Genomic DNA, 15,746 nt, shown 5'->3' with positions numbered 1-15,746 from the left:
CGATGGAGAATTAATCGATGGGTGACAGAACCGCTTACGATCTGGATCTGATCAAGGATTGCTCGGACTCGCTCTACCGTATTCACCGTGAGTTCGACCAGCACGGCAATCCCGCTGACGGCTACGGCGACGACCTGGGCAGCGACAGACTCCGGGACGTGTTCGACGACTTCTCGGACACCTGGAAGAAGAACCGCAAGAAGCTGATGAAGGACATCGAGAACCTCGCCAAGTACACCGCCGAGGCGGCCAAGGCGTACGAGGACATCGACCACCAGCTCGCGGAAGCGCTCAGGAACGCCAAGAAGAGCGATCAGAAGGGGAAGCCGTGACAGCCCGTCCCAGGGACTGGACACCGATGTACGACTCCGACCCCGTGCCCGGTGACCCGCACGAGGTGGCACGGCTCGGCAAGGAGCTGCGCGGCATGGCCGAGGAGATCGACAAGCAGGCCCGGAACATCCGGGCGCTGGCTTCCGTCGACGGCTGGGACAGCGACGCGGGCCGCGCCTTCCACGAGACCGCAGGCGACACGGCCGGGCGGCTGAAGAAGGCGTACGACCGCTACGACGAGGCTTCGAAAGCACTCGGGACCCAGGTCAGGGACGGCGAGTCGGATGAGTACGCCGGCGAGCTGCACCGCGCGCAGCGCATGGCGGACGGGGCCCTGGACGATTTCCGTGCCGCGGAGGTCGATCACAAGGCGGCCCTCAAAGTGCTGGAGCCGTACACCGGCACCGTTCCGTCCCAGGACGACCACGTCGAGCGCACGAAGCAGGAGAAGAAGAGGGACGACGCCGCGCGTCTCATGGCGGTGGCGCGCAGCAAGATCGAGTCCGCCAAGGAGATCCGGGACGACGCGGCGAAGCGGGCCGCCCACCGGATCAAGAACGTGATTCATCACGACGGGGTACACGACCCCGGCGGCATCATGAACTGGATCGCGGATCACGCGGACTGGATCTCGACCGCCGCCACGGTTCTGGCGGTGGCGGCGCTGATCGCGGCAGTCGTTCTGTCGGGCGGCACACTCGCCATCGCTCTTGTCGTGCTGGCTTCCGCGGTCAGCGCCACCGCTCTGTCGGGCCGGCTGTACGACGTCTTCGCCCGGGGCGGGAAGTTCGACTGGCTGAAGATAACGTTTGACGTCCTCGGGATCATCCCGGGCCTCGGTGCGCTGAAGGGACTCTCGGCGGCGGCCAAGGGCTCGCGGCTCCTCGTCGCTCAGGAGGCCGTCTGGGCCGGCTTCACCAACGGCTTCGCCGTGAAGAGCATCAACCGAGGTGTCGGCCTCGCTTCCAAATACCTTGCCAAGAAGGGCATCACGAAGGTGAAGCTGCCCGCGGACGGGTTCGACCCCGAGGGCGTCACTCGCTTCATCAAGGGCGCCGCGTTCGGCAACGCGTATGTGCAGAGTTTGATTCGGCTCCGCGGCAAGTTCGGGGCGGACGACACGACGCACCCGGTCAGCCCGCCGCCCGGTGACACGCGGCCCACCCCCGCACCGGACGTGAGTCCCAGACCTTCGGGCCCGTCCGGAACTCCTTCGCCGACGCCGCGGCCAAGCCCTTCTCCGACTTCGTTTCACGCTGCACTGGCGCCTACTGGATAGGGAGAAAATCACGTGGGTGACTATCACGCCCTCAATCCCGGACAATTCGTCGACGACCGGGGAACCGTGCATGACATGGTCCCTTCGGAGGTCATCGCCGCCGTCCCCGCCGCCCAGGCGGCGGCCGAGCGGTTCGGGCGAGAGGTGCGCTTCGACTTTCTGGATGACCGGGCCGTCCACTGGATGCTGTTCCAGCGGCGCCAGGACACGGAGAAGGCGAGTGTTCTCGGCTGTCTCGCCGCGATTCCGCTCTTCGTCTTCGGATTCGGCGCGTGGCCCTTCTGGGACCTGGTCGCGTCCGGCAAGTCCCGTCAGTTCCAGATCGCGTTCATCGCCGTCGACGCGCTGATCGTCTGCGCGTCGCTGGTGGGGACCTATCTGGTGCGGCGCCGGAGCCTGCTCGACCCGACCGACAGGAACGTACGGTGCAGGGCCCGCCTCTATCGCAAGATCGCCGCGATCGCCCGGCAGGGCGGTGCCGACGTACCGCGCCTGTATCCCTACTACGGGATGTACGCGACGTCACGTACGTTCTACCCCGATGCCCCTGAGCGTCCCGTCCCGCAGAAGGAACAGGCTCCATGACCACCGACCTCGAGTTGTCGGCGTTCACACCTACGCACTCCGCGCCGCCCGCGCTTCGTGCCGACGACATCCACGTCCGTTGGGTGATGCCGGAGATCTTCCATGACATCCCGGTCCACGAGACGGACGACGACGAGGCCGTACGACTCCTGGAGGAACTCGCGGAGAAGGCGCTTCCGGAAGCGGCGGACGACGACAGGACGAGGTTCGCGGTCATCTGCGCACTCGGATTCGACGACCTGCTGGCCGCTGGTGTCGAGTACGCAGGGATCTGCGTGACGGCCGTCGACGAGACCCCCTGCACCGCGACGGTATTCGCGTCCCTGATGGACAGCCCGGAGGTCGACGGGGGTGTCCCTGCTGTGGTGAAAGTGCTCGCGTCGACGTTCCGCCGGCTCGACGGAGCCGACGTTTCCGAGGTGGAACTCCCCTGCGGACCCGCTGTGGTGTGCATCGGAACGCGCGAGTCGAAACTCACGGGTGAGCTGACCGAGTCGGGTCAGAGCCTGGCCTTCCCGACCGGGTACATCCGTGTCTACGTGCCCCTCCCGAACGGCACCACGGTCGCCATGGAGATGTCGACACCCACGATGGAGGGCTGGGACGTGTTCTCCACCATGTTCGGCAACACGGCCAGCAGCATCCGCCTCTTCACGGCCGACGGCTCGCCACTGATCACCGCAGGGACCGGTCGGTGAGTGTCACCGATCCGGCTCCCTCGGACTACCGGCTCCTCGTACCCCGGGACTGGTTCCGTGTCGATCTCACGCACGACCGCTGGCGCCGCCAGTTGAAGACCTTCGTGGACAAGGAGTCGGAGGGAAGCCGTGTCCCGGCGGAGGCTGCCCGGAACCTGTGGGCAACGCTCCGCAACACCGCCGAAGGCAGCCTTGCACGGGGCGGTCTGGAGTTCTTCCTGAAGACCGAGTCGCCCGGTTCGGCCCTCCCCGCATCCCTCCTGATCTCGTTGGCCGCAACGCCCCGTGGGTCGGCGCCGGAGCTGGTCGGCTTCGCCTCCGAGCTGGCCCGACGGCTCGGTCCGGAAGCGGAGGTGGACGTTCTGACACTGCCTGCGGGCGGGACGGTCCGAGCGATCACCAAGACGGCCATGGACTTCCACGTACACATGCCCGGTGGTATCGGCTACCTGCACCTGGCCTTCTCTCTGCCGCTGAGCGGTACCGAGAGCCCGATGGGTGAGCTGTGCGACGCCATGGCCCACTCCCTGCGCTGGGTCTGACCGTGCCCGACGGCCTCGCCTGACGACCGAGCACGTGCAAGGCCTGCGCCCAGACGCCGTTACCCGTTGCGGGCCCTCCCTTTGCTCTCAATTGGTTGCCTGTTCGAAAACCCGTGCAAGAGGGTGGAGGGCGGCCGCCGCGAGGTGGGTGTGCCGGACGGGGCGGTCGCGGTGGTTGTCGGGCAGCGGGCGCACGGGGGTTGCGGTGGCGGATCACATAGCGGTGTCCACGACGGAACTGCGGGACATCAGCCGCTCCGTCGCGAAGCTGAGGACGCACTTCGAGCAGGCCAAGGACATGGTCGACTCCTATGACGCCGAGATCGGTTCGGGTGAGGTGGCCGAAGCGCTCGACGCCTTCGCGGACGACTGGAAGAAGAAGCGCAAGGAGCTCTGCGACGGCCTGGACTTCCTCGGCAGGACGGCCGAGGAGGCGGCCAAGGCGTACGACGGCCTCGACCAGCATCTCGCCGACGCCCTGCTCAAGTCCCAGGACGGCAAAGGCGGCAGTGGCAAGTGAGCGACGACTTCTCCGGCGTGGACTGGCAGACCGCCCGCTACGACGACAGGGAACTGACCCCGGGTGACCCCTACGAGGTCGCCCGGCTCGGCAAGCGCATCGCCGATACCGCCGTGCTGATCCAGGAGCAGGCCACCAAGCTGCACAACCTGGTCGACGGCAATGGCTGGGACTCCGACGCGGGCCGTGAGTTCCAGAAGAAGACTGAGGACACGGTCGGACTCCTCACCAAGTCGCACCAGCGCTACGCGGCCGCCGCCGAAGCCCTGGGCTCCCAAGTGGGCGCCGCCCCCGCCGGCGAGCACCAGCACACGGACTGGGCCACCGCGCTCGACCACGCGCAGAACCTCGTACAGGCCGCCCTGAAGAAGGCCAAGGCCGCAGACGCGGACCGCAGCCACTGCCAGAAGCAGATGGACCAGCATCCGGGCCCCGACGATCATCCGGACAAGCAGCGGCTGGACAAGCAGAAGGAGTGCGCCGACACGGACCTGGAGGATGCCAAGAAGGACCTCCGCAAGGCGCTGGCGTACCGGGACACCCAGGCCGGGTACGCCAAGGCGGCCATCCATGACGCCGTGGAGCACGACGGTCTGAAGGATCCCCAGCACCACTGGTGGGACAACTGGAAGGACTGGGTCGCGGACATCGGGCACTGGGCCGGAGTCGCGGCGGCCGTCCTCGGTGTGCTGGCCCTGGTCCTGAGCTGGGTGCCGGTGCTCGGCGAAGTGCTCGCCGCGCTGGCCCTGATCGCCTCGGTCGTGGCCCTGGTCTGCGACACGATCTCCGCCCTCGACGGCAAGGGCACCTGGCTGGACGTCGCCATCGACGCGATCGGCGTACTGTCCTTCGGCGCCGGACGCCTGCTCGGCACCACGGCCAAGGAGGCGGCCGTCGCCGCGCGCGGGGCCTCCGCTCTCAAGGACGTAGGCCTGGCGCGGGAGGTGGGGCTGAACCCCGCGGCGGCCCGTGGACTCGCCGAAGCGCTCAACGGGGTCAAGCCGGGCCAGATCGGAAAGGCGCTGGCCGAGGGGCCGGCCGAACTCCTGCCGCGCATGCGGTCGGTGGTCAAGGAGTCGCTGGACGTCAAGGCGTACGTGGACGACATCCGGGTGGCCGCCGGTCAACTGCCCGGCGAGGAGAGCCTTCTCGCGGAGGGCGCACCCAAGCTGGCCCTGATCTCCGGGTCTTCGTTCAAGACCATGGCGGGATTCGGCAAGGCCCTCTACATCGGCAGCCAGACCCTGCCGCTCGGGCTCGGCTGGTCCAACCTGGCCCCGGTCGGCGCTGGGGAATCGAAGGCCACGGGACCGAACCTCCTGAGCGGACTGAAGGAGATTCCCGGGATCGGCGCCGGTGGTATCCCGTTCTACAACTGGACTTGGCACGCGGGTGGTTGAGTCGGACGGCGGCGAAAACTCTCGAGGAACGGGCAACGCGGGCCGCTCCGCGGAACAGAGGACCAAGTGGTGAACGAGGAAGAGGCGTCCGTCGACGACCTGTTCGCGCGGCTGCCCGAGGACGGGCGGCGGACGCTGGAACAGATCGGCATGGGCCTGCCGGAACTGCGCCGGATGGCCGCCCGCGACGGCGGGATGCGGCAAGTGCGCGGTGTCCTCTCCGAGTTCACCACCGAGCCGGACCCACGCCGTCCCGGCGATGACGAGGGGCCGGCGGAACGGGCCGACGTACGGCCGTGGGCGCTGCTGTTGGCGGCGGCCGTCGCCGGGGTGGTCCTGACCGAGTTCTCCACCCTCGCACTGCACGAGACGGCGCTGCTGGTGGGAGCGGTCTGGGGGGCGGTCGTCCTGTTCGCGGCCTTCAGGACCCGTGAGTCGCGCGGAGGGCTCGTCCTGCGGTGGATCACGGTGGCGGCGTACGTCGTCCTGGTGATCGTCGGTTCCTTCGGCACCCAGCAGTGGTACTTGAGGCTCCGCGGGGTGGAGCAGCCGGTGACGATCGCCGAGCCGCTCCATCAGTGGACCCACGGGACCCGGGAGACGTACTGCCGGGTCCGGCTGCGGGACGGTTCCGTCCGCCAGGTGCTCGGCAACCGGGAGGACTGTGCCGACCGGGTCGGTCTGAAGGACAGGGCCGTCGTCGACACGGCGGACCACTACCGGCCCTTCCTCGGCACGAAGGCCGACATCGGGGGCGCACCCGGCGGAATCGTCGCCCTCGGCGCGACCGCCGTTCTGATTCTGGCTCCGGCGAGCGCCGTGGCCCTGGGGCTGGGTCCGCGGGCGAAGCGGCACCGCGGAGAGCGGACGGGTGGGGTAGCGGCATGACCGGGCCATCGGACAACAGCACGGTCCCCGAGGCGGAGCCGAGCCCGACACGGGATCACGCACCGGCACCGGATCACGCACCAGTCCCGGTGTCGGCACCGGGACTGGCACCCCCTTCCGACTACCGTCTGGCCGTCCCCGAAGGCTGGGAGCGGGTGGTTCTGGACCCCGGTCGCTGGCCCCACCGCATCGACAAGCTCGTCAACCGGGGACTGCGCAGGACCCAGGCGACCCCGCAGCTCAAAGCGGCCCTGGCGGAACGGATCCGGGAACAGGCCGAAGCCGCGCACGCGAACGGCGGGGTGGAGATGTACCTCGTCAACCAGGTCATCGGCCAGGTCCCGGTGTCCGCCGGACTGGTCGTGACTCTCCTTCTGCGACCGCCAGGCGCCGCCCGCGGGGATCTGTCCGACACTGCCGTGTCGCTGGCGGCCCGTGGCGCCGACGTCACCACGATCGACCTGCCCGCCGGCCCGGCCGTACGCCACCTCTACCGCCGCCGCCCCGCACCCGACGACCCGGACGGCAACAGGCTCACGGTCACACACCTTGACGTCCACCTAGCCGTACCGAACAGCGACCAGCGTCTGCTGCTCTCCTTCTCCACCCCGGTGGAGCCGCTGGCGGACGCGCTGGTGACACTCTTCGACTCGATCGCCCGCACACTCCAGTGGATGGCCTGATGCCCGAGTACTCCGAGTCCACCGTCCATATGCAGGCGCCCGACGCCGCCGTCTCCCTCCCCGTGCACGGCCCGGTCGACCTGGACGCCTGGGCGGTGGACGCGGCCCGTCTGCGCGCGGGCCGGGACGGCGACGCGAGGCTGATAGAGGCGCTCGCCGTCGAACTGGGCGAGGCGGCGGCCGACGCGCGCGGCCGTGCGCCGATCGTCGCGCTCTCGTACGTCCCCGAACCCCGGCTGGGGGAGCTGGCCCGCATCGAACTGTCCCCGCTCGTCGCCGACGAGACGTACCCGGCCGTCACCGTCGACCTGCTCCACCGCTATCTCGCCATGCCGACGGACCTCTCGTTCCGTCCGCCCGAGGCCGAGCGGCGCACTCTGTCGGCCGGTCCGGCGGTCCGCGTCCGGCACGCGTACGTCCAGGAGCCCGACCGGGACGGAACGGGCACCATCCTGGAGACCTGCGCGTACGGCATCTGCCCGGACGAGAAATGGGGCCTCGTCCTGCTCGCCTCCTGGCGCGCCCTCGCCCACACCGACGCCCTGTGCGCGCTGACGGACAGCCTCGCGGAGACGATCACGGTGACTGCCGCCCGCTGACACCTCCGCCGGCCCTCACCGCGACGATCGCGGGCCCGCGCTTCCGGTCGGCCGGCGCCCGTCGTACAGGACGTCGTCACGGCGTGCACTTGGAGTTCCCCTGTCGGAGACGAGCTCTGTCGTCCGCCAGACGCCGTCCTCGGTCTTCTTCAGGTGCGTGCTGTCGTAGAGCGTCACCTTCGGCGCTCACACCCAAGCAGGGTGATGTCACCGGTTGACGGACTGGATCTCCTGCACGGTGATGTCCTGCGTCGTTCCGAAGGTGCCGTCGGGCAGGTCGCCGCCTGCTCCGCCGGTGCCGGTCCAGGTGACGTCCCAGGTGATGGTCGCGCGGAGTCGGAACGTGCCGTCGCCTGATGAGCGCAGGTACTTGATGCCACACGGCGGCGTCTTGCCGGCCTTGCCCTTGGCGTACGGGGTGCCGATCGAGTGGTCGTCGTTCAGCCGGCATTCTCCGGAGGCCGGGTAGGTCTCGGCGTCGCTGGTGCCGGGTTCCAGCTTGAGGGAGACGGGCTTCGCGGTGGTGGTCGCCGAGATGTCGAGACCGGCGACGTCGAGGGAGGCGGTGACGGACACGTCCGTGAAGGTCGCCTTGTCGAGCCAGGCCCAGGTGGGCAGGTTGACCTTGGTGATGTCCCGGGGGGCGAGGGTGACTTTGGTGTCGGGGAGCTGGATGGCGTTGTAGGCGGCTTCGGCGAGAACCCTGGGCGTGACGGCCTGGGGGACACCGGGATCGTCGTTGTTCGCCACCCAGAAAGGAAGTTCACCGCATTCCATGCTCGCGGGGTCGTCGAGACGGTCGGGATTCTGGACGGCCACCCACCAGGCCCCCTCGTCTGACTTGTCCCCGTTGTAGTCCTTGTACTTGCCGTCCTTGTAGATGTCCCGGAACTGACCGACCGCCGACTTGGCGTAGTTGGCCTGGCCCGGGGTGTTGATCGTCTCCTCGTACATGGTCTCGACGTACTTCTTGAACTCGGCGACAGAGCGGGGCTCGTACCAACACGCGGGCGGGGTCCAGTTACCCACCGGCTGAACGGTGGCGCCGTTGCTGCCCCGAGGGCGGACGGAGCCGGAGTAGGTCACCTGCGAGACAAGAGTTCCGGCGTCGGAATGGGCGCTCTGCTTGGTGTGGCCCTGCGTGCCCGCGCTGGGAGGCCAGTCGGCGAAGGCGGTCCCAGGAATCATCGCGAGCGTCCCCGCCACGGTTCCGACGACGAGGATTCGACCGGGCGTGGCTACGAGGTGCACGACTTGTGTCCCCTCTGCGACGTGAGCTTCGTCGTCTGCCAGACGCCCTTCTTGTTCTTCTCGAGTCGCGTTGTGTAAAGGACGTAGGACTTGTCCGTCACGGCTGTCTTGATGACCTTGCCCGACTTCCGGTCCTTCGCGAAGGCCTTGGACTGGTCCTCGCAGTACACGACGCCGGCCGAAGCGGAGTCGAAGAGGTCGATCTTGGCGTTGTAGTAACGGTTGACACCGGTGATCGAGTAGCCGTCCTTCACGATGGACGTGACCCAGTCTCCGGCGTCGGCCAGAGCGGTGCCGCTGTAGTAGTAGCCGAGGGCAGGCAGTTCGGCGTCGCCCTTGGCGATGGCGTAGTTGGTCGCATCGATCCTCCGCCCGGCATCCGCGAGAACCGCGTCCTTTGCGGCGTCGCCGGTACTCCAGTTCTCGAACCTGTCGCTGAGGTCCTTCGGAAGAGTGATGTCCGGCCGGTCGACATCGGCCGGAGCGCTCGCGCTCGGCGATGCCGAACCGGTCTCCCCCTGGTCCGCGCCCGCGATCTTGTCGTTCGCCTTGGGGGCGTCGTCCCCGCCGCCACAGGCCGTCAGCAGCAGGGCTGTTGTCGCGGCGAACGCGGCAGCAACGGGCAAAGAGCGGCGCTTCAAGTGGACTCCCCGTGGGACATCGGTCGATCGAAGTCGGTCAAGGGCAATGACGGTATCCGTGGGGCGCTTGGTTTCGCCAGGCCGAAACCATGCCGTGGATGGGGTCATACGGGGCTGTTCCAGTCCGAACCGGAGCTCTGTTGCCGCCCGATCGTGTTCCTGGACACATCCGCCCGTGCGGCGACGGGTTCGATTCCACACCGTGCCCCCACATTTGCGTTCGGCACCTTCACGCCGTCCCGCGAGCGGGGCCGCGGCCCGGGGTCGCGGGTCGTGTCGAGTCCGCGCCGCCCCTGCCTCGTAGGCTGAGCCGAGCCGAACAGGTCGAACAGACAGGGCCGGTTCGCGCAGAAGGACGGACCACGAACCCAAGGGGCGCGCCATGGACCGCTACATCGAAACGCTCACCGTCGAGCGCGGCGGATTCCGTATCAAGGTGCCGGAGTCCTGGTGGGAGTTCGACGTACGGCCGGAGTCACGGGACGACTCGATCCGGCGGATGGTGAACGAACGGGTCGAGGGACGACCGGAGTTGGCGCGGCATCGCGACACCTACATCGGCTTTCTGCGCAGAGCCGCCGCCGACGCCTGGAAGTCCGGTGCCCTGTACTGCGGCTGCATGGCCGAGTCCTTCGGCGGTGACACCCCGATCACCGGCTCGGTCACCGTCTCGATCGTCGGCGGCCGCTCGCGGACAGGCGAGCCCCTCCCCACCGACCCGGGGACCATCGCGGGCCAACTCGCCGTGCGGGAGGCGAAGAAGGAGGGTGACGCCTGGCGCAAGGTGACCACCGTCGAGATACCCGGCGTCGGGCCCGCCGCGAGGACGTACGGCATCGAGGACATCGCCGTCCCCGACGACAGCCTCCAGCGCACGATCCGAGCCGTGCTCATGCAGACGTTCATTCCCGTGTCCGGCCAGGAGGGCAAGGTCGCCCTGGTCGCCGGCAGCAGCCAGGTCCTCGACCTCGCCGACTCCTTCTTCGACATCTTCGACGCCGTCACCTCGACGTTCCGCTTCGCAGACCGGTAGACCCACGACGGCTTCCCTTTCTCACCTCGCGCCCATCCAGTAACTTCGCTTGTGCGTACGGGTATTGCCGAACTGGACGTGACGGGGGTTGCGGCATGGCGGGGAATCGGCCGGGGGACTGGCATGTCCTGGATCTGGACAAGGACCCGACGCCGGGGGATCCGGACCGGGTGCGGCAGCTCTCGAAGAATCTGCACGACTTCGCGGACGATGTGTCGGACGCGCTGCGTCTGATCAAGGGGATGGCGGACGAGGACGCGGTTCTGCAGTGGGCGGGGAAGTCGGCGAAGGCGTTCCAGGGTGAGTTCTCGGGTGTACCGAAGCAGCTGAAGAAGCTGAAGAAGTCGTACGAGATGGCGGGGGACGCGCTCGCCGACTACTGGCCGAAGCTGGAGCGGGCGCAGGCGCTGGCGGACAAGGCTCTCGCCAAGGGCCGCGAGGCCCAGTCCGACCTGACCTCCGCCAAGTCCCGTCTGTCGTCCGCCGATTCGTGGGTGACGCGGGCCGGTAAGGAGGCGGACAAGTACAAGGACGATCCGACCGGCAGCAAGGACGCGGAGAAGCCGGACGAGGCGAAGGTGCGGGCCGCGACCCGGGACGCCCAGCACGCGAAGTCGGCGCAGACGAGTGCCCGGTCGGATGTGACGGACGCGAACAGTGCGCTGGACGCGGCGAAGAAGATGGCCGCGGATGCCCGCAGGATGCGGGAGGAGGCGGCGCGGGACGCCAAGAGCAAGATCGATGAGGCGTCCGATGCCGGTATTCACAATCGGAAGTGGTGGGAGGAGGTCGGGGACTGGTTCTCCGACAACTGGGACACCATCGTCGCGGTGTGCAAGGTCGTCGTGGCCGTGGTGGGGATCATCGCGATGATCATCGGGGGGCCGATCCTCGGCGCGATCGTGCTGATCGCTGCACTCGTCGTCCTGGCCGACACGCTCAACAAGTACGCGAAAGGCCAGGCGTCCCTGTGGGATGTGGGCTTCGCGGCGCTGGACTGCATACCGGGCATGAAGGGGATCACCACCCTCGGCGGGCTCGCCAAGGGGCTCAAGGGCCTCAGGGCCTTCGGCAAGACCGGCCTCAAGGGCATGGCGCTGGGGATCAAGGGGTTCGGCAAGGGCACACGCTCTCTCGGACGGCCGATGAAGAAGCTCTTCACCTGCGGCGATCCCATCGACATGGCGACCGGCCAGATGGTGATGTCCGAGACCGACGTGGCGTTGGACGGGGCGCTGCCCTTGGTGCTGGAGCGCGGCCATCGCACCGGACTGACCGGCGGCCGGTACTTCGGGCGGGCCTGGAGCTCCACTCTCGATCAGCGGCTGGTCCTCGACGCCACGGGCGTGCGGTTCTTCACCGCCGACGGCATGATCCTCACCTACCCCGTGCCGGAACGAGACGTGCCCGTCCTGCCCGTGGAAGGCCCGCACTGGCCGCTGAGCTGGGACGGGGGTCCCGCCGGGACACTCTCGGTGAACCAGCCGGAGACCGGTCGGGCGCTGAGCTTCCGGCCGCTGAAGGGCCTGCCGGCGCACGAACTGCCCCTCGCCGTGATCGGTGACCGGAACGACAACACGATCACGATCGCGTACGCCGCCGACGGCAGCCCGGCCGAGATCGCCCACCACGGCGGCTACCGCGTCGGTGTGACCTGCGAGGCGGGGCGGGTCACGAACCTGACCCTGCTCAGCGACCCCGCGCGGCCGACCCTGATGACGTACGGCTACGACACGCAGGGGCGTCTCACGGAGGTCCGCAACTCCTCGGACCGGCCCCTGAAACTGGCCTACGACGACCGGAACCGTCTCACGGGCTGGGAGGACCGCAACGGCGCCTGGTACCGGTACACGTACGACGAGCGGGGCCGGTGCGTCGCTGTCAGCGGTGTGGACGGGATCCTCGACTACACCTTCGCCTACGACGACGAGCGGCATCTGACCCGCGCCGTCAACTCCCTCGGGCACACCACCTCCTACCAGTTCAACGACGCCTACCAACTGGTCGCCGAGACCGACCCGCTGGGTCACACCGTGCTCCGCGAATGGGACAGGCGGGATCAACTGGTCGCCCGTACGGATCAGTTGGGCCATGTGACCCGTATGGAGCGGGACGCCTTCGGGCGCCTCACCGAAGTCCGTCTGCCCGACGGGACCGTCTCCGGAGCCCGCTACAACACCCTGGGGCTGACCGTCGAGCTCACCGGTTACGACGGCACGGCCGTACGGCAGGAGTGGGACGAGCGGGGCAACTGCACCTCGCTCACGGACACCGACGGGACGACCACGGTGTTCACCCGGGACCGCGCCGGTGCCGTCACCTCGGTGACCGATGCCCTGGGAGCAGTCCAGCGGTTCGTCAACAACCCGGCAGGGCAGGTCGTCTCCGCCGTCGATCCCCTGGGGGCGGAGACCCGATTCGCGTACGACTCCTTCGGGCGGGTCACCGCCGTCGTGGACCCGCTCGGGGAGACGACGCGCCAGGAGTGGACCGTGGAGGGGTACCTGGCCGCCCGGACCGGCCCGGACGGGGCGACCGAGACATGGACGTACGACGACGAGGGGAACCGTCTCACGCACACCGACGCGCTGGGCCGGGTCACCCGGTTCGAGTACGGTGCCTTCGACCTGCCGGCGGCGCGCACGACACCGGACGGGACGCGGTACGCCTTCCGCCACGACAGCGAGCTGCGCCTCTGCCAGGTCGTCGGCCCCCAGGGGCTGACCTGGGACTACACCTACGACGCCGTGGGTAACCCGACGTCCGAGACCGACTTCGACGGCCGGACCGTCGGCTACGCCTACGACGCGGCGAGCCGGCTCATCGGCAGGATCAACCCGTTGGGGCAGAGCACCACGTTCGCCTACGACGCCGTCGGCAACCAGGTCGAGAAGACCGTGGACGGCCGGACCACGGTGTTCACGCACACCCGGGCCGGCCGTCTGCTGCGGGCCGCGGGCCCGGACGCCACGCTCACGCTCCGCTACGACGACTCCGGGCGCATCGTCGGAGAGGCGGTGGACGGACGGGAACTCGCCACGTCGTACGACGCCGCGGGTCGGCCGGTCCGCCGCACCACACCGGCCGGTGCCACGACGACGTACACCTACGACGCCGCGGGGAACCGCACCGCGCTCAGCGCCTCGGGCCACGTCATCACCTCGTCCTACGACGCGGCGGGACGCGAGACGGCCCGTGCGTTCGGGCACGGCCTCACTCTCGGTTTCGGATGGGGCGCCGGGGACCGCCTCGGCTCCCAGACCCTGGAGGACTCCGGTGCCTCCCGTCCGCTCGCGCGCCGGACGTACACCTACGGCGCGGACGGGAACCTGACCGGGGTCGACGACCCGGCCGCCGGCCGCCGCACCTTCGACCTGGACGCCCTGGGCCAGGTCACCGAGGTGCGGGCCGCGGACTGGACCGAGTCGTACGCCTACGACGCGACGGGCAACGTGACGAGCGCGGACTGGCCCGGACACCGCGACCAGCCCGAGGCGCGGGGTGCGCGTGCCTACACGGGCAACCGCCTCGTCCGTGCCGGTTCCCTCCGCTACGAGTACGACGCCGCCGGCCGCGTGATCCTGCGGCGCCGGACCAGGCTGTCGCGCAAGCCGGACACCTGGCGCTACTCCTGGGACGCCGAGGACCGGCTCGTCGGTGTCACGACCCCGGACGGCACGCGCTGGCGCTACCTCCACGACGCGCTCGGCCGACGGGTGGCGAAGCAACGGCTGACGGCGGACGGGGTCACGGTCGCCGAGGAGACCCGCTTCGTGTGGGACGGCCCGCATCTCGTCGAGCAGACCGGCCGCGCGGCCGGCACTCCCGGGGGAACCGCCCGGGAGACGACGCTCACCTGGGAGCGCGACGACACCCGTCCCTTGACCCAGATCGAGCGCACGACCGTGACCGGCGCGTCTCAGGACGTCGTCGACGAACGGTTCTTCGCCATCGTCACGGACCTGGTCGGCACCCCGACCGAACTCGTCGACGAGACCGGCGGGATCGTCTGGCGCGGCGACACCACACTCTGGGGACTGGGGTCCTACCCGGATCCTGGTTCCCGCCCCGATCCTGGTTCTCGCCCCGGCCCGGGCTCCGGCGCGTCCACCCCTCTGCGCTTCCCCGGCCAGTACCACGACCCCGAGACAGGGCTCCACTACAACTGCTTCCGGACGTACGACCCGGCGTCGGCCGTCTACCTCAGCCCCGACCCTCTGGGCATGGACGCCGGACCCAACCCGCGCCGCTACGTCCTCAACCCGCTGCTGTGGTCCGACTATCTGGGCCTGAAGCAGTGCTCCAAGATCCTCGGCGACAACATGGCGAAGGAGGGCCGCACGGTGGGAGCCGGAAACGCGGCGGCCCACATCGTCCCCTCCGGGTTCTCCCGAGGCGGCGGCCCCCGGATGCGGACGCTCCTGGCGAAGTACAAGGTCGACATCAACGACGCGGCCAACGGCATCGCGCTCGGACATCCGCGGCCGCACAACTTCACCCACAGCAACCGGTTCCTCGGCCGGCTCGACGCCCATCTGCACAACGTCGTCGCGGACCGTGTCGCCCGGGGCTTCGGGGACCGCGCGATCCGCACCGTGCTCCGGCGGGAACTGCGCAGTATCGGCCGCCAGATCGAGGGGGAACTGGCGGGCGTCACCACCGCGGTGCCGAGCACCGCCTACTGGACGGCGTGATGATGTCCCTCATGAACTCGAAGCCCCTGGCCGTGTACCGCCTGATGCCGAGCGCGCGGAACCTGCGCACTCTTCGTCTGGACGACTCGCTCGTCGACCTCAAACGCTGGCAGTTCCAGGGCGATCGGGCCCCGCGGCCCACCGCGTTCGCCGCGGAGTGGACGGGTGACCCGAAGGCCCGCGAGGCCGAGTTCGCGTCCGACTACCCGGGCGCCCCGATCCTCGGCGGCCGGCTCGCGGACCGCCTGCGGGACGACCTGGAGAAGTCGGGTCCGCTGCTTCCGGTCCGCGTCGAAGGGCCGGCCGCGGACACGTACCTCCTCCACCTCGTGGACCGGATCGTCGACTGCGTGGACACCCGCGCGTCCTCGCAGCCGAAGAAGGCCACCGGCGAGATGCAGAAGACCGTCTTCCGCCCGGACGCGCTCCCGCTCGCCCTGCCTTCCTTCCGCGTGCCGCAGTTCCCCGTCGGGGTCCAGTGGAACGGCTGGGCCGTCGACCGCCTGACCGGGCTGCTCGGGGACGACGTCGAGGCCCGCCTGGTCTGGTCGGAGGACCCGGCCGTCAGGCCTCATCCCCACCCATGGGGGTTCTGAGTCC

The 15,746-nt window shown here is 69.2% G+C and carries 15 protein-coding genes; 13 read left to right on the top strand and 2 right to left on the bottom strand.

What is annotated here, in order from left to right; all coding sequences use genetic code 11:
• Window positions 1-17: 17 nt before the first annotated feature.
• The 10 genes from OG780_RS18305 (at window position 18) to OG780_RS18260 (ending at window position 7,527) form a co-directional block, all read left to right on the top strand.
• Window positions 18-332 carry a hypothetical protein gene (locus OG780_RS18305; RefSeq protein ID WP_328449522.1) on the top strand — a complete coding sequence of 105 codons (315 nt, stop codon included), beginning with the start codon at window positions 18-20 and terminating at the stop codon, window positions 330-332.
• Entirely contained in the window at window positions 329-1,612 is a 1,284-nt protein-coding gene (locus OG780_RS18300) for a putative T7SS-secreted protein (protein WP_328449521.1), read from the top strand. Before OG780_RS18305 ends, OG780_RS18300 begins: the two co-directional genes overlap by 4 nt.
• Window positions 1,613-1,624: 12 nt before the next feature.
• A complete protein-coding gene (locus OG780_RS18295; RefSeq protein ID WP_328449520.1) occupies window positions 1,625-2,197 on the top strand; it encodes a hypothetical protein in 573 nt (190 codons plus the stop codon).
• Window positions 2,194-2,895, top strand: coding sequence for a hypothetical protein (locus OG780_RS18290; protein ID WP_328449519.1), 702 nt, complete (start codon window positions 2,194-2,196; stop codon window positions 2,893-2,895). Before OG780_RS18295 ends, OG780_RS18290 begins: the two co-directional genes overlap by 4 nt.
• Entirely contained in the window at window positions 2,892-3,437 is a 546-nt protein-coding gene (locus tag OG780_RS18285) for a hypothetical protein (protein ID WP_328449518.1), read from the top strand. The genes OG780_RS18290 and OG780_RS18285 overlap by 4 nt, the downstream gene beginning before the upstream one ends.
• A gap of 205 nt (window positions 3,438-3,642) precedes the next feature.
• Window positions 3,643-3,957 (top strand): hypothetical protein, encoded by a 315-nt coding sequence (locus tag OG780_RS18280; protein WP_328449516.1) that lies wholly within the window; start codon window positions 3,643-3,645, stop codon window positions 3,955-3,957.
• Complete coding sequence (locus OG780_RS18275) at window positions 3,954-5,357, top strand: hypothetical protein (protein ID WP_328449514.1); 1,404 nt, start codon at window positions 3,954-3,956, stop codon at window positions 5,355-5,357. The genes OG780_RS18280 and OG780_RS18275 overlap by 4 nt, the downstream gene beginning before the upstream one ends.
• 69 nt (window positions 5,358-5,426) lie before the next feature.
• The gene (locus OG780_RS18270; RefSeq protein ID WP_328449512.1) at window positions 5,427-6,245 is read left to right on the top strand and encodes a hypothetical protein; all 819 of its coding nucleotides are present in this window, start codon (window positions 5,427-5,429) and stop codon (window positions 6,243-6,245) included.
• Complete coding sequence (locus OG780_RS18265) at window positions 6,242-6,928, top strand: hypothetical protein (protein WP_328449510.1); 687 nt, start codon at window positions 6,242-6,244, stop codon at window positions 6,926-6,928. Before OG780_RS18270 ends, OG780_RS18265 begins: the two co-directional genes overlap by 4 nt.
• Window positions 6,928-7,527 carry a hypothetical protein gene (locus tag OG780_RS18260; protein ID WP_326786199.1) on the top strand — a complete coding sequence of 200 codons (600 nt, stop codon included), beginning with the start codon at window positions 6,928-6,930 and terminating at the stop codon, window positions 7,525-7,527. Before OG780_RS18265 ends, OG780_RS18260 begins: the two co-directional genes overlap by 1 nt.
• A 207-nt stretch (window positions 7,528-7,734) precedes the next feature.
• Here OG780_RS18260 and OG780_RS18255 read toward each other — a convergent pair whose 3' ends face one another.
• Together OG780_RS18255 and OG780_RS18250 are read right to left on the bottom strand one after the other, a co-directional pair.
• Window positions 7,735-8,715, bottom strand: a complete 981-nt coding sequence (locus OG780_RS18255; RefSeq protein ID WP_328449506.1) for a hypothetical protein — start codon at window positions 8,713-8,715, stop codon at window positions 7,735-7,737.
• A 50-nt stretch (window positions 8,716-8,765) separates the two neighbouring features.
• Window positions 8,766-9,419 carry a hypothetical protein gene (locus OG780_RS18250; protein ID WP_328449504.1) on the bottom strand — a complete coding sequence of 218 codons (654 nt, stop codon included), beginning with the start codon at window positions 9,417-9,419 and terminating at the stop codon, window positions 8,766-8,768.
• A 382-nt stretch (window positions 9,420-9,801) separates the two neighbouring features.
• On the opposite strand from OG780_RS18250, the gene OG780_RS18245 reads away from it, so the two are divergent.
• The 3 genes from OG780_RS18245 (at window position 9,802) to OG780_RS18235 (ending at window position 15,742) form a co-directional block, all read left to right on the top strand.
• Complete coding sequence (locus OG780_RS18245) at window positions 9,802-10,452, top strand: hypothetical protein (RefSeq protein ID WP_328449502.1); 651 nt, start codon at window positions 9,802-9,804, stop codon at window positions 10,450-10,452.
• Between the two features lie 95 nt (window positions 10,453-10,547).
• Window positions 10,548-15,146, top strand: a complete 4,599-nt coding sequence (locus OG780_RS18240; RefSeq protein WP_328449500.1) for a DUF6531 domain-containing protein — start codon at window positions 10,548-10,550, stop codon at window positions 15,144-15,146.
• An 11-nt stretch (window positions 15,147-15,157) separates the two neighbouring features.
• Window positions 15,158-15,742, top strand: coding sequence for a hypothetical protein (locus tag OG780_RS18235; protein ID WP_328449498.1), 585 nt, complete (start codon window positions 15,158-15,160; stop codon window positions 15,740-15,742).
• The last annotated feature ends 4 nt before the right edge of the window (window positions 15,743-15,746 follow it).

The sequence above is a fragment of the Streptomyces sp. NBC_00386 genome (genome assembly GCF_036063235.1).
In the GTDB taxonomy this organism is placed as follows: Bacteria; Actinomycetota; Actinomycetes; order Streptomycetales; family Streptomycetaceae; genus Streptomyces.
The sequence above is the reverse complement of the archived record's forward strand: the minus strand, read 5'-3'. Positions and strand labels throughout refer to the sequence as shown.

Excerpts from the sequence above, each read along its gene's own strand:
- OG780_RS18240 (WP_328449500.1), top strand. The coding sequence starts at position 10,548 with ATGGCGGGGAATCGGCCGGGGGACTGGCATGTCCTGGATCTGGACAAG.
- OG780_RS18255 (WP_328449506.1), bottom strand. The coding sequence starts at position 8,715 with ATGATTCCTGGGACCGCCTTCGCCGACTGGCCTCCCAGCGCGGGCACG.
- OG780_RS18260 (WP_326786199.1), top strand. The coding sequence starts at position 6,928 with ATGCCCGAGTACTCCGAGTCCACCGTCCATATGCAGGCGCCCGACGCC.
- OG780_RS18290 (WP_328449519.1), top strand. The coding sequence starts at position 2,194 with ATGACCACCGACCTCGAGTTGTCGGCGTTCACACCTACGCACTCCGCG.
- OG780_RS18265 (WP_328449510.1), top strand. The coding sequence starts at position 6,242 with ATGACCGGGCCATCGGACAACAGCACGGTCCCCGAGGCGGAGCCGAGC.
- OG780_RS18235 (WP_328449498.1), top strand. The coding sequence starts at position 15,158 with ATGAACTCGAAGCCCCTGGCCGTGTACCGCCTGATGCCGAGCGCGCGG.
- OG780_RS18305 (WP_328449522.1), top strand. The coding sequence starts at position 18 with ATGGGTGACAGAACCGCTTACGATCTGGATCTGATCAAGGATTGCTCG.
- OG780_RS18245 (WP_328449502.1), top strand. The coding sequence starts at position 9,802 with ATGGACCGCTACATCGAAACGCTCACCGTCGAGCGCGGCGGATTCCGT.